A 14314-nucleotide genomic window follows, 5' to 3' on the forward strand; every position below is an offset into this window, starting at 1 on the left:
TGGAGTGGTCGAAAGGTGTTAATGGCTCTTAAAAACTGGGTAGAAGGTTATTTATAAGAAGTTCAACAGAAGCAAATTTTTGAACACGACTAATTGCGAGAGGGATACGAATGAATAAAATAAAATGTGAGTGCGGGCACGTTAATCCGGAGGGGACAGTGCTGTGTGAGGCATGCGGCAAACCCATGGAACAAAACCAGCATATCGATGGCAATGATAAACGCAAATTGCTCAACATGCGATATGACGGCAGTGCACGCCGATCACAAACATACAATAAATCGATTGTTGATAAAACATGGAATTTCTTTTCCTCGGTAAAAGTCGGAGTTTGGCTGATCGTTCTGGCTTTGATTGCCTCAGGCCTGGGAACAATCTTCCCCCAGGAACAGTACATACCTCCAAACGCTGCATCCCGTGATCCATCCATCTATTATGAATCCCAGTATGGAATTTTGGGACAGATCTACTATCAATTGGGTTTTCATAATTTGTACAGTTCATGGTGGTATATGCTGCTAATTGCATTAATCGGTATTTCACTCGTAATTTGCAGTATTGACCGGTTCGTGCCGCTGTACAAAGCTTTGAAAAGACAGCGGCCAAGGCGCCATACACAATTTCTGAAACGCCAGCGTTTATTCAGTGAAACGGACAATGTAACCGATGATGATATAGGAAAATTGATATCCCGATTGAAAGAAAAGCGGTATAAGGTTCATGAGGAAAATGGTCATATAATGGCAGAAAAAGGCAGGTTCTCCCGTTGGGGTCCGTACGTAAACCATATCGGTCTGATTATTGTCCTGATTGCTGCCTTATTACGGATGACGCCGTTTATGTATATGGATGAATATGTTTGGGTCCGGGAAGGCGAGCAAACGGTTATTCCCGGTACAGACGGTGAGTATCACATCAAGAATAAGAAATTTATCCTGGAAACTTATGACGAGGATGATGAACGATTTAAAGAGGCGATTGCACAGGAAGGAATGGTTGAAAAAAACTTTCAGACAAACGCTGTCATTTATAAAGAAACCGGAGAAAAAATCGCAGGTGCTGAGCCCGAACTCAAGAAAGTGAAAGAAGAAAAGATTCAGTTGAATCATCCGCTTAAATTTGATGGCTATACCATTTATCAATCCGGTTACCAGCAAAATGAATTTAACAGTATGACATTTAAAATTCATGAAACAAACGATTCTGATGAGAAATCATTAGGGTCGTTCAAGATTAACCTGAACAACCCGAAAGATACGTATAAACTGGATAATGGTTTCAGTGTTACAATCAGTCAATATTACCCGGATTATGAAATGGATGAGGGTGAACCAAGATCGAAAACCAATTACCCGAGAAATCCGGCTTTCGTTTTCAATGTAAATCCACCAGGTAATGAAGAATCGGAAATGAGTTTTGTCGGCATTGGAAAAAACGTCGATGCTACCGGTGAAAATGATTATAAGTTGGGAATCGAAAACTTTGAAATGCGTTACGCCAGTGGATTATCTGTCAAACGCGACTATACGATCCCATTATTTATCATCGGCGCTGCCATTTTCATGATCGGTGTCATCCAGGGTATGTACTGGCATCACCGCCGCATTTGGCTGCATCCGGAAAACGAAGATGTGATGCTGGCAGGCCATACAAATAAAAACTGGTTTGGTTTAAAGAAAGATATTGAACATATCATTGAAGATACGAATATTCAGATGGTTAAAGACCAGCAGGAAATCGAGTAACTGAACCCCATAGCTGGAGGAGGATATAAAATGGATTCATTGCTTGGTATAAGTAATACAATGCTGTATACAGCATTCATCCTTTATTTGATTGCAACGTTTTTCTTTGGTGCGACAATCAAAGAAAGTAAGAAAAAGGATAATAAAAGCGTCAGCGGAAAGATAGGCATCACGATAACGATTATTGGCTTTCTGGCACAAATTGTCTATTTTATTACAAGGTGGATTGCGAGTGGACACGCACCGGTCAGTAACCTTTTCGAATTCGTGACATTTTTCGGAATGGGACTTGTATTTGCGTTTATCATCATTTATTTTATTTACAAGTTAAATATATTGGGGTTATTCGCCCTTCCAATTGCAATGATAGTAATCGCTTATGCCAGTATGTTCCCGACTGAAATTGCACCGCTGGTACCGTCATTGCAAAGTCACTGGCTGTATATTCATGTAACGACCGTATCACTGGGTGAAGCAATTTTATCAATCAGTTTCGTAGCTGGTCTTATTTATTTAATCAGGCAAATTGATCAGACCGTCCGCAGCAAACGGACAACATGGCTCGAGATTGTTTTGCTGTCATTGTTTATTTTTGTCGGTTTCAGTGTTATTTCAACTTCATTCAACTTGTCAGGTTATAGCGCTGAGTTTGAGTATTCCTTAAACGGTCAAACATTCACGACGGATTATCATCTGCCTCCGATTTCCGGTCCGAATGAAGGTGAGCTGATGACGGGTGACAGGATGGAACCATTGTTTGATGCACCTGGCTGGATGCAGGGTGTTGATGCGGCAAGGAAATTCAATACGCTTATTTGGTCAGTACTGACTGGCATCGTATTATATGGTTTAACTCGTTTAATCTTTCGCAAACGAGTGGGTGCAGCTATTCAGCCGTTCCTGAAAAAAGCCAAACCGAACATGCTTGATGAAATATCATACCGTGCAGTTGCCATCGGTTTTCCAGTATTCACACTGGGTGGTTTAATATTTGCATCCATATGGGCACAGATTGCCTGGGACCGCTTCTGGGGCTGGGACCCGAAAGAAGTTTGGGCACTGGTGACCTGGTTCTTCTATGCAGCGTTTTTGCATTTGCGGCTTTCAAGGGGTTGGCATGGCGAACGATCAGCTTGGCTTGCTGTAGGAGGGTTCGCGATTATTATGTTCAATTTAATTGCGGTTAACTTGCTATTGGCGGGCCTTCATTCTTACGCATAAAGGGAAACTTCAACCATTAGGGGCCCTTGCTTTCTTATCTTTTTGGTGGACTTAGTGGTTTTTAAATGTATAAACAAGAATTAAGAAGCAGGAGAAGTGTGGGATAGGTGGTGCGATTCATTAGTTTTGTTTACTCTAAATAACACTATATGTATAGAGCTATTACCAATAAAAGGTTTATATTTTTTAGGTTTACCTTGCCGATATAAGTATTATTCTGCACACTTAAAAGGTGTGGGGTGATTTCATGAAGAGTTATCGTGACAAAGATAAGTATTATGTAACCTCCCTTTATTAATTAGGTCTCCGATTGAGACCCTAATATTTATACTCCCGAGGTGAATGAATAGTGGGAAAATGGTTTCCGTCAATTTATGATATGGCAATGAGACCGCTCGAAAAAACCAAATTCAACAAGATACGTAAAACATTAGTAAATCAGGCAATAGGAAGGGTGCTGGAGATTGGTTCAGGTACGGGGATGAACTTTCCTCACTATAAGAATGCAACACAAGTAGATGCAATCGAACCCAACCCTTTGATGGATGAACAAGCACTTAAACGGATGGAGAGATCACGTATCCCCATTCAAACTTATTTGGTTAAAGCGGAAAAACTTCCATTTGCTGACAATACATTTGATTCAGTTGTAGCCACACTTGTTTTTTGTACCATTCCAGAACCGATGAAAGCTCTTCAAGAAATTCAACGAGTCAGTAAACCTAATGCGAAAATTTTACTCTTTGAGCATGTAAGAGTAGATAAAGCACTATTGGGAAAAACACAGGATGTATTAACGCCATTATGGAAAAAGGCTTGTGATGGGTGTCATTTGAATCGTGATACTTTAGAACTAATAAAACAGTCAAACTTGTCTGTTATGGAAGTGGATTCCTATTTTAATGGGATCTTTTTGACTATCAAATGTTTAAATGAAACATAAGAAGTTGTGTTCATGAAATAAGCTATAGGATTTGCACTTTTCACGGGAACTAGTAGTTTTGACATTCCTGGCTGGTTTCCGGAATAGAGACCATAGCAGGCAGGGGGAAGGTCTTAATTAATTAGTTTATGGACACAAAATACTCAGATAATTGATTATATCTAATTGGTCAAAAATGTGTCCATTTTGTTAACTTCTTAAATCTACACAGTTTCTGCACATAATTGTTCTATATTTATAAGGGGTATTAAACAAAATGCGAAATCCTTGGAACAGCAAAATCTAAATATTGCATATAACGAACGCGTGTTATTGTTTTAAGGGGGGCGATACATATGAGTTTGGAACAAGCCAAAAAAAATAAGAAAAACAAAAAAAGAAATCGCTTTATTTTTAGAACTGCAATTTTAGTTGTGTTATTAGGGGCAATTGTATTTGCGCTAGTCACCAATTTACAAGCTGATAACGCAGTTTATCAAGTAGGAGATAAAGCACCTAACTTTAGTTTGAAGCAAATTAATGAAAATAATGAATTAGAAACTGTACAGTTAAGTGATTTAGAAGGTAAGGGAGTAATGCTAAATTTCTGGGGTACGTGGTGTAAACCATGTGAGGAAGAAATGCCTTACATGCAATCATTATATCCTGAATATAAAGAAAGAGGGATTGAAATTGTTGCAGTCAGTTTAGATAGTACGGAGTTTGTAATTCATCCTTTTATCGATAAGTATGATTTAACATTCCCTATTCCCCATGATAAAAACGAGGAAGTACGTGATCTTTATAATGTTGGACCAATTCCAAGCACCTTTTTTATTAATCCGAATGGAGAAATTGAGGAAATTGTAAGTGGGGCTCTTACGTTAGATAGGCTTGAAGGCTATCTTCAGGATATATTACCAAAACAATAGACAGAAATGGAGGAGAAGATAAAATTTGAATGAAATAAATATATTTTTAGCTTTTGGTGCAGGTTTTTTATCATTCATCTCACCGTGTGTATTACCACTTTATCCAGCATTTTTATCTTATATTACTGGGATGAGTATTAGTGAAATAAATCAGGAGAATAAAAAATTTAATAAAAAGGCACTCTTACATACAATCTTTTTCTTATTAGGGTTCTCGAGTATTTTTGTTATGATTGGTTTTACTACATCATTTATTTCTGAGTTTTTATCTACCTACCAAGATGCTATAAGGCAAATTGGTGCTGTTTTAATAATTTTCTTTGGGCTAGTAATTGTCGGTGTCTTTAATTTTAAATTCCTTATGAAGGATAGGAAAATTACATTTAAAAACCGGCCAGGTGGATTTTTTGGTTCCTTTATTATAGGAATGGCGTTTTCACTGGGGTGGACACCTTGTATGGGCCCTATACTTGCTGTTGTACTGTCGTTAGCTGCCACAAACCCTGAAATCGGTATGGTGATGATGATAAGTTATATATTAGGGTTTTCTATTCCGTTTCTACTACTATCGTTTTTTATTGGTAAATTAAAATGGATTAAAAAACATAGTGTTCGACTTGTCAAAATTGGTGGGTATGTCATGATTTTTATGGGAGTTGCACTTTACTTTGATTGGATGACTGATTTAACCTCCTTCTTAGCAGGATGGTTTGGTTTTTATGGTTTTTAGTAGTTCCAGGAAAAGTAAAGATTAGGACAAACATTGAACTAAAACCAGTGTTTATGGCTAATACTTGAGGATGCCTGGATACACGCGTGTTATTCAATTGTAATATAGTTGATTATGTGGGTTTATTGAATAAATTTAAACTAGGTATATAAGAAGGTGGAGAGTAATGCATTATATGCATGGGTATGGTTCAATTTGGCCTATGATAGGCATGATTATCTTTTTGGCCGGATTGATAATTATTGGCCTTTTTCTGGTATCTAATTATGTAAGTGGAGGACGTAAAAAGGATTCGCTTGGAATTTTAAAGGAACGATTGGCAAAAGGTGAGATAGATGAATCGGAGTATGAACGATTAAAATCAATTTTAGAAGAATAAAAACGAATGCTGCACTATGTAATACAGGTTATCTTAAGAGTATTATAATGAGGCGGAGGATAAGTTTAAATGATAAAAAAAGCAATGATTATTGTAACAATTATTTCAGGTTTACTGCTAGCGGGATGCATTAGTAATGATGGTGACGAAGAGTCGGCATTTGAAGTCCCTTTTGACGGATCTATGGAGCATGTCCATGGTATGGGATATGCTGGAAATGATAATGGATTGTATTTTGCTTCTCATACTGGATTAAAGATTTATCGTGAAGGTGAATGGTTTAAAACTTCAAAGAATTTTAATGATTATATGGGATTTAATGCGGTAGATGAAGGCTTTTACACATCAGGTCATCCAGGTGAGGATTCAGATTTGCCTAATCCAATCGGGATACAGCGTAGTTTTGATGGTGGCAAAACATTGGAAAGTCTTAAGTTTGAAGGGGAGACGGATTTTCATGCAATGGCAGTAGGATTTAACAGCCATAATATCTTTGTTATGAATCCAGCAAAAAATTCGGAGTTAAAACAAGGCTTCTACAAAAGTCAGGATGACGGTGAATCATGGGAAAGTGTAAATGCATCTGGCTTAGAAGGTGAAATATTTGCTTTGGCCATCCATCCTTCTAACTCGAACCATGTTGCAGCAGCGACAACAAATGGTGTTTTTGTTTCAAATGATGGAGGATCAAATTTTCAAATAATCACAGAAGCAGTACAAGGAACGGCAGTATTTTTTAATGAAGAAAATTTATACTATGCAAGCTATAGCACTATCCCATCTCTGGTTAAGTATAATATTGAAAATGGAAATCAAAAAACAATCAATTTACCCAATTTAACAGAAGACGGTCCTGTGTATATTGCTCAAAACCCACAGGATAATCAGGAGTTTGCTATCTATACAACAAAGGGACAGGCCTATATATCAAAAGATGGTGCAGAATCCTGGGATCAAATTTTAGAGGATGGAAAAGTAAATTAAACCATAGTGAGTTGAATGAATATGTTTGATCTTTTTAATCAAATTAGCAGTATGTTAAGTGGACCAATCCATGGACTGGCATATGGATACGAACATATGCCGGTATTATTTGCTTTCTTTCTGGGTTTAGTTGGAGCAGTTGCCCCATGTCAGCTTACAAGTAATATTAGTGCAATTACTATTTATGGGAATAAATCTTTAGTAGAAAAGGTTCCCTGGATACATATACTCTTATTCATATTAGGGAAGATTGTCGTGTTTTCTGCACTTGGGATTATTATTTGGCAATTGGGGGAAGAAGTTCACAGTGCTTTATCACAAATGTTTCCAATCCTGCGTAAAACAATTGGTCCGCTACTTATTATAATTGGGTTGTTTATGATTGGGTTATTTCGATTTAATAAATCACTTGGAATGATTAAGATTCCAGATAGGATAAAAGATAGCTATACTGGAAGTTTTTTATTGGGAGTCAGTTTCACATTAGCCTTTTGTCCAACCATGTTTGTTTTATTTATACTCACATTAATGCCTGTTGTTTTGACAACATCCTATGGTGTCATCCTCCCTTCCATATTTGGAGTTGGCACATCCCTTCCACTACTGCTTGTCATTTTTTTAATTTGGTATTTTGGAGTAAGTGGTGCTATTTTAAAGAAAAGCAAAAAGATTGGAGCTATCACCCAGAAGGTGGCAGGGGTATTGATTCTTCTAATTGGTATATTTGACACACTAACCTATTGGTCGTAAAGAGGTCCATTATGTTTAACAAACTGTCTTTTAAAATTGGATTACTATTTTTCGTGTTTATTTTAATCATTGAGTCTCTATTATTTTTTATACTATATACGAATCTGGTCAATGATCGAGTTGAAGAAGTAATGGATAATTTATTGGCACGTGGAAATACCCATAGTGCAGTGCTTGAAGATAATTTTGAAAGTCCAACATTAAAACATGTTGGACTAATGGAGGCTCCCTCTGATTACGCAGTTATAATCACCGATGCAACTGGAAACATCCTGATTAACTCTGACCCGGTTGAAGAAGAAATGCTGGAGGTCATCGAACATACTGATTATGAAGATATGCCAATTGAAGGTGAAATTGTTGAAGAACGATGGAATGAGAGAGAGTACATTGTAACAGATAGTCCAATTACTATTGATGGAGCGCATCAAGGTCACGTCTTTATGTTTGCTCACACAAATATTGTTAAAAGAATTGTCGATCAGTTAAGTGATCAATTTTTTGTTGTGGGCATCATTACGATACTTCTAACAATTATTACGATTTTTATTTTGTCCAGGTTTATTACACTTCCATTAATTAAAATAAAAGAAGCAACTGAACAGCTAAGTGAGGGTAAAAATAATGTAAAGTTATCTAAGGAACGAAACGATGAACTAGGTGAGTTAGCGAATTCTATTACACGACTATCGCAGGACCTGGATCGATTAAAAAATGAGAGGAATGAATTTTTGGCAAGTATATCACACGAACTTAGAACACCATTGACCTATATAAAAGGGTATGCTGATGTTATCAATCGGCGAGATATGAATGAAGCCGAAGTAAAAGAATATACAGCGATCATACGAGAAGAAACAGAGCATTTATCCTTATTGATCAAAAACCTTTTTGAACTGGCAAGACTGGACCAGAGCCGATTTGTCATTGAACGTGAAGAAGTACGGTTGTGTGATCTGATTCAATCGGTGGCCGATCGTATGAGACCGTTATTCAAGGAAAAACAAGTTACATATACAGTTAATTGCGCAGACAATAGCGTGTTGGCTTTTGTTGATCCGAAACGCTTTCAGCAAGTTTTATTGAATATTCTCGACAATGCCAAGAAACATTCATATGAAGGTGGTGAAGTAGTTCTTAAAGTAACGCATACGGCTGAGGAAATTTATCTTACCGTTTCGGATGAGGGTGAAGGAATACCTAAAGAAGATTTACCGCACATTTTTGAACGGTTGTATCGTGTAGAAAAGTCCCGCTCAAGAGAAAGTGGGGGTTCGGGACTTGGCCTGGCTATTGCTAAAGAGATTGTTGAATCACATGGTGGACGAATTGTTATTGACAGTAAACGTGGCAGAGGGACCTGCGTTCGGATAACACTGATGCGAGGTGATCATATTGAATAAGGCTCTGCTAGTTGACGATGAAAAACGGATGCTGGATCTGCTGGCATTATATTTAAAGCCACATCATTATACGTGCCGAAAAGCGCAGGGGGCTAATGAAGCACTGGGTTATGTCGAGAATGAGATATTCGACATTGTCCTGCTTGATATTATGATGCCAGACATGGATGGCTGGGAACTTTGTCGGGAAATCAGGAAAATATCGGATGTACCGATTATTATGGTAACAGCACGTGATCAGAAGGATGACGTTGTCAGAGGATTAAAGCTGGGAGCAGATGATTATATAACCAAACCTTTTAACGAAGACGAATTGTTAGCAAGAATTGAAGCTTTACTAAGGCGGCAAAAGCCTGTTAATCATATTAAAATCAATGGTCTTCTTTGGGATGGAGAACGATATGAACTTTTCTTTCAAAAGAGGCCAATCAAATTAACACCTAAGGAATTTATGATATTGGGCCATTTAATGAAACATCCCAATCAGGTGTTTACAAGAGAACAGTTGATCGAATTAATCTGGGGGTTTGATTCAGATACAGAAGGAAGAACGGTTGACTCACATGTTCGGAATATGCGGGAAAAAATCAAGCAGATAGGCTTCCCGATTGACGAATACTTTAAAACGGTCTGGGGGGTAGGCTATAAATGGGGGAACGAATCCCAATTTGACCGTCAATAACTTGTCACATTTTCTTGATAAATTCTCAAGAACATTTCCTTATAATAATCATAGAAGGGAGGAACTCATAATGAAAAAGAAACTTTTGACTATTGGATTGGCATCTTTTCTGGTATTGGGCATGGGTAATGTTGTTATGGCACATAGCACTCCCGACAATAGCGGTCAAACTGGATTGAGCTTTGAAGAAATGGTTCCTTTTATGCAGAATATGCATCCAAATATGAATGAGCAGCAAATGGAGCAAATGTATCAGAACTGCCATGGCTCAAACGACAACAGAACCGCTGAAAGTATGCAGTTCCAGATGTAGACGCGAGTCAATAATTTACTATTATATATTGGTTTTACCCCCTAACATGAAAAACATGGCCTTTCTCATCAAAACAGCCATGTTTTTTGGTTTTCTAACGCAGGAAATTTAATTTTTCGTTTTTAACAATTTGTTATAAATTCTGCACAAAAAATGCATATAAACTAGGTAAGCTTATTAAGTGGAACACTCAAACAGAGGAGGCTGTACATGAAAAACAAAAAATTACTGATTGGGATTGTTCTGCTCATCTCAGCAATTTTCCTAGCTGCATGCGGTGGTAATAATGAAGAGACAGACCAGGATCAAAATGACGAAGCGACCCAGGAAGAGAGCCAAGAAAATACAAATACAGAATCGGACAGTAACGAAAATATGGAATCGGAATCAGGTTCTGATGAAAGCATGGGTCATTCCGGCATGGATCATTCCAGCTCTGGCGAAGTCCCTGATGATCTGGCAACAGCTAATGCTCCAACCTATGAAGTCGGAAGCCAGGCAATTATAGAAACAGGTCACATGGAAGGCATGCAGGGGGCTACGGCAACAATTGACGGAGCCTTTAATACTACGGCATATGCTGTTTCTTATACGCCATCAAATGGCGGAGATCCTGTAGAAAACCATAAATGGGTAATCCATGAAGAGCTTGAAAACCCCGGGGAGGCACCATTGGAACCAGGTACACAAGTTACCATAAATGCCTCGCATATGGAAGGGATGGATGGTGTAACTGCCGAAATTGATACGGCCGAAAATACCACTGTATATATGGTGAGTTTCACCCCAACGAATAGCAATGAAAAAGTGTCAAACCATAAATGGGTAACAGAAAGTGAACTTTCGCCTACAGAATAAATACCGTATAGAGTGTTATATTTTGATTCTCAAAGAGCCTATTCTTAAACGATAGGCTCTTTCCCTATTCAGATTCAGCTACAACAAGGGTAATATTTTATGTTAAATAAAGGAAGCTCTTTTTCAACATATAACTATTGGATGTCTTTCATAACACCAAAGTCTACAGGATAACTAACTCCATAAAAAGCAGCCCGATATTTAAAAATGCTTTATAGAATGCTGCATATTCCAAGTTTACCCCATGTTTATATTCATTCACTAGCCGGGTACACCGTTATATATCAAAATTCATAAAATGATTGAGTGGTGTGATATGCTAACGGTTATTTCCTACATTGCATTAACGATAGGATTGATGTGTTCATTGATTATTATCCTTGATATCGTTAAGCATCCGCAGATGATGAAGATTATGAATGTTGTATGGCCAATCAATGGCTGGTTTTTTGGGCCGATAGCATTGTGGACTTACTTTAAATGGGGCAGGCTAAAAGCAGAAAATATTAATAGTGATGATCACCGCAAAAAGCCAGCAAGAGTATTTGTTTCAACAAGTCATTGTTCCGCAGGATGTACCATTGGCGACGCGATTGGTGTCCCCATCGTTGCATTGACAGGGATGGCAATTATCGGTTCGACACTCTTCGCCCATTATATAGTGGAGTTTATTCTGGCTTATCTGGTAGGGATCATCTTTCAGTTCTATGCCATATATCCGATGAATAAAGAACAAGGCGTGTCGGCGTCCATTAAAGCAGCAGTTAAAGCAGATACAGTTGCGTTGATAGCTTTCGAAGTCGGCATGTTTGGTTGGATGGCGATCGTTCATTACATCCTATTTGCAAGTCCTCCAAAACCCAATGAAGCAACTTACTGGTTCATGATGCAAATTGCTATGATATTAGGATTCATGACCAGTTATCCGGCCAATTGGGTCTTGGTTAAAAAAGGACTGAAAGAAGAAATGTAGTCTCTTAATTTTTATTAACCAGCAATAAAAGGAATGACAGCGAATAATATGGCCGCAACAGCAGCTGCTGTTATGTTGTAGGGGCTCATTGCTCTGACATACGTCATATGATCTGCTCCTGATATTCCTGATGACATGGCCGTCATACCGGAAACCGGGGATGTCACATCTCCGAAGGTACCACCAGAAAGGACTGCTGCAATCACTAATGGGAGGGAGCTTCCAGTTGATGCCGCCAATGGAATGGCGACAGGCATCATGAGAGCCCAAGAGCCCCATGATGAACCAATAAAATAGGTCACAGCCGATGTAACAATGAAAACGATTAGTGGTATCCAGACAGCTGATATTGCTCCGCCGAGTGTACGTTGAATAAGTTGGATCAACCCCAAGTCCTGGGAAACATCTGAAATCGGCCATGCCAAAACAAGAATGATGATGGTTGTCATGAGTTTATTTCCGCCTTTGACAAAACGATCCATTATCGTTTTTAGCTCCAACCCCTGTATTAGATATAATACGACAGAAGCTATTAATGTAATCAGAAGTGCAATCAGCATCATACGGGAAGGGGTGTCACTATTCCACATAAGGACAAAGCTCAAAGGAATCAGGAGAGCTATGGGGATGATCAGATTTAGAAGCCTTGGTTTTAAAGCGGGCTCTTCTTGTTTCATATCCATATCCATGCTGTCATCCATTTGATTTTCTTCCTTTGAGGCTACCCCCATTTGATCTTCAGCTGTCTCAGCCTTTTCTAGGTTATCCTTGTTTTCTCTGATTTCGTCAGATGCTTCAAAAGCCAAATCTTTATTAATATTGCCTTCCATCTTTTGTTGATGACTATGTTCGGGACCGTTCTGTTGGATAATGGCTTTCATTTTTGGAAAGTTCAATACGGGAACCAATGATGCTAAAGCCACAATAATGGATGTATAACTGAAAAACTGAAATGGTATTGAATTTATAAATAGACTGATGGCAGAACCCTGTATACCAGCCGCATCCATTCCCTTGTTGATAACACCTGTTGTGTAACCGATGAAAGTGGTTGCCATTGGTATCAGGATGATAACTGGACTGGCAGAGTTGTTAAGCATGTAGGCAAAGCGCTCCCGTGCAACATGATAACGTTTGGTAAGAGGTTTAATAATGGCACCCCCTGCAACGACACGGAAGCCGCAATCCATGAATGTAATCGGCAGCAGCGCCCATGACGTTAGAAGTGTTTTGTTTGGCCCTTTTATATAATCTGAAATGACTGACGCAAAGGCCTGGACGCCGCCTGATATTTGAATCAGTGCGACAAGGCCGCTAAATAGGTAGAGAAACAGTAGGACGTCTAAGTTACCGGTGTCTGTCAGAACCCCCATGACGTATGTAATTGTCTGGTTGAATGCATCAATGAAAGAACCAGTGTACAGCATACTTCCTATCCAGAGGCCAACCAGCAATGAGGGAATCACTTGTTTTGTCCACATGGCAAAAACAATTGCTGACAAGGCAGGTACAATGGAAAGCCAAAGTTCGGGCATGTTTAACACCTCCAAAGAAAATATGTTGGATCACTGTGAAATGTAGTTTGGCATTGTTCATCCAAGGTACAGTCTTCTTAGTTCCATTTAGTTAAAATGTTCAGGTTGCTGGTTATCGGGCGACTGTGGGTTTGGCATGGTGCTTAAAGGGGCCATGACTGAAGTCTGTTCCTGAACAGATGCATTTGGTTGGTTTATCCACCCCATCTGAGTCATTAACGTTTCATATAGTTCAGCAATGGCAGATTGTTGTAAGGCCATTTCTGAATGCAACTTCTTAACCTGTTTATCTTTCATGTTCTCTGCAGAATTAAAGTTTTCTTTTGCCATAGAACTGGCGGTGAAACGGGCATCTTTTACAATATCTTGATTATTCATTTGAAATTCAGTATCAGATTGACGGCTTGTCATTCCGGGATTGATTGGAATGGGGGGCAATGTCACTTCTGACTGTTTTGGATTAAGTAATTGGTTCATAACGTTCACATGATTTTTCATAATCTGGATCTGTTTTTCTAAAATCGTCAGGATGCTCTGGTTTTGGACATGGGCAGCATACAATTCAAGTCTCTTGATAACAGGCTGATGTGCTGACAGATGGTTTGCCATCAACCCGACATCTACTGTATTAATCATCGATATTTCCTCCTTTGACAATTGTTTCATATTATTACCCGAAAAATACATTTTACATGGAATTGGGCAATTTTTTATAGGTTTATAAAAAGTGTTAATAAATATACACTCTTTTTTGATTTGTTATGTCGACCATGTGATAAACGTTTTAAATGTAATAAAAGGCTAAGGCACACGTACAGTATGACTTCTAATGTTATTCCAAATAAATCTTGTTAGTATATAGCTTTAAAATAAAAATGTTTGTTTAC

15 protein-coding genes are annotated in these 14314 nt (G+C 38.4%); 13 read left to right on the top strand and 2 right to left on the bottom strand.

Annotated features, from left to right (window positions below; all coding sequences use genetic code 11):
* Positions 1-110: 110 nt before the first annotated feature.
* The 13 genes from resB to ACFQ4A_RS16200 all read left to right on the top strand — a co-directional run bounded on the left by resB (position 111) and on the right by ACFQ4A_RS16200 (position 11892).
* Complete coding sequence (gene resB, locus ACFQ4A_RS16140) at positions 111-1745, top strand: cytochrome c biogenesis protein ResB (RefSeq protein ID WP_382402452.1); 1635 nt, start codon at positions 111-113, stop codon at positions 1743-1745.
* Positions 1746-1775: 30 nt separating this feature from the next.
* On the top strand, positions 1776-2966 hold the full coding sequence (gene ccsB / locus ACFQ4A_RS16145; protein WP_382402453.1) for a c-type cytochrome biogenesis protein CcsB: 1191 nt from the start codon (positions 1776-1778) through the stop codon (positions 2964-2966).
* A 349-nt stretch (positions 2967-3315) separates the two neighbouring features.
* Positions 3316-3909 carry a class I SAM-dependent methyltransferase gene (locus ACFQ4A_RS16150; RefSeq protein ID WP_382402454.1) on the top strand — a complete coding sequence of 198 codons (594 nt, stop codon included), beginning with the start codon at positions 3316-3318 and terminating at the stop codon, positions 3907-3909.
* Between the two features lie 335 nt (positions 3910-4244).
* A complete protein-coding gene (gene resA / locus ACFQ4A_RS16155; RefSeq protein ID WP_382402455.1) occupies positions 4245-4820 on the top strand; it encodes a thiol-disulfide oxidoreductase ResA in 576 nt (191 codons plus the stop codon).
* A 25-nt stretch (positions 4821-4845) separates the two neighbouring features.
* On the top strand, positions 4846-5550 hold the full coding sequence (locus tag ACFQ4A_RS16160; protein WP_382402456.1) for a cytochrome c biogenesis CcdA family protein: 705 nt from the start codon (positions 4846-4848) through the stop codon (positions 5548-5550).
* Between the two features lie 166 nt (positions 5551-5716).
* Complete coding sequence (locus tag ACFQ4A_RS16165; protein WP_382402457.1) at positions 5717-5929, top strand: SHOCT domain-containing protein; 213 nt, start codon at positions 5717-5719, stop codon at positions 5927-5929.
* Positions 5930-5998: 69 nt separating this feature from the next.
* Positions 5999-6913 carry a F510_1955 family glycosylhydrolase gene (locus tag ACFQ4A_RS16170; RefSeq protein WP_382402458.1) on the top strand — a complete coding sequence of 305 codons (915 nt, stop codon included), beginning with the start codon at positions 5999-6001 and terminating at the stop codon, positions 6911-6913.
* A gap of 21 nt (positions 6914-6934) precedes the next feature.
* Positions 6935-7663 (top strand): cytochrome c biogenesis CcdA family protein, encoded by a 729-nt coding sequence (locus tag ACFQ4A_RS16175; protein ID WP_382402459.1) that lies wholly within the window; start codon positions 6935-6937, stop codon positions 7661-7663.
* Positions 7664-7674: 11 nt separating this feature from the next.
* Positions 7675-9066: a sensor histidine kinase gene (locus tag ACFQ4A_RS16180; RefSeq protein WP_382402460.1), complete on the top strand. Its 1392-nt coding sequence runs from the start codon at positions 7675-7677 to the stop codon at positions 9064-9066.
* A complete protein-coding gene (locus tag ACFQ4A_RS16185; protein ID WP_382402461.1) occupies positions 9059-9748 on the top strand; it encodes a response regulator transcription factor in 690 nt (229 codons plus the stop codon). Before ACFQ4A_RS16180 ends, ACFQ4A_RS16185 begins: the two co-directional genes overlap by 8 nt.
* A gap of 70 nt (positions 9749-9818) precedes the next feature.
* The gene (locus ACFQ4A_RS16190; protein ID WP_382402462.1) at positions 9819-10061 is read left to right on the top strand and encodes a hypothetical protein; all 243 of its coding nucleotides are present in this window, start codon (positions 9819-9821) and stop codon (positions 10059-10061) included.
* A 210-nt stretch (positions 10062-10271) separates the two neighbouring features.
* Positions 10272-10919, top strand: a complete 648-nt coding sequence (locus ACFQ4A_RS16195) for a YdhK family protein (RefSeq protein WP_382402463.1) — start codon at positions 10272-10274, stop codon at positions 10917-10919.
* Positions 10920-11235: 316 nt separating this feature from the next.
* Entirely contained in the window at positions 11236-11892 is a 657-nt protein-coding gene (locus tag ACFQ4A_RS16200) for a DUF4396 domain-containing protein (protein WP_382402464.1), read from the top strand.
* A gap of 14 nt (positions 11893-11906) precedes the next feature.
* Here ACFQ4A_RS16200 and ACFQ4A_RS16205 read toward each other — a convergent pair whose 3' ends face one another.
* Together ACFQ4A_RS16205 and ACFQ4A_RS16210 are read right to left on the bottom strand one after the other, a co-directional pair.
* Positions 11907-13427, bottom strand: coding sequence for a Na+/H+ antiporter NhaC family protein (locus ACFQ4A_RS16205; RefSeq protein WP_382402465.1), 1521 nt, complete (start codon positions 13425-13427; stop codon positions 11907-11909).
* Between the two features lie 87 nt (positions 13428-13514).
* Complete coding sequence (locus tag ACFQ4A_RS16210; protein ID WP_382402466.1) at positions 13515-14063, bottom strand: hypothetical protein; 549 nt, start codon at positions 14061-14063, stop codon at positions 13515-13517.
* Positions 14064-14314: the final 251 nt, after the last annotated feature.

The sequence above is a fragment of the Lentibacillus salinarum genome, from assembly GCF_042679865.1.
In the GTDB taxonomy this organism is placed as follows: domain Bacteria; phylum Bacillota; class Bacilli; order Bacillales; family Amphibacillaceae; genus Lentibacillus; species Lentibacillus salinarum.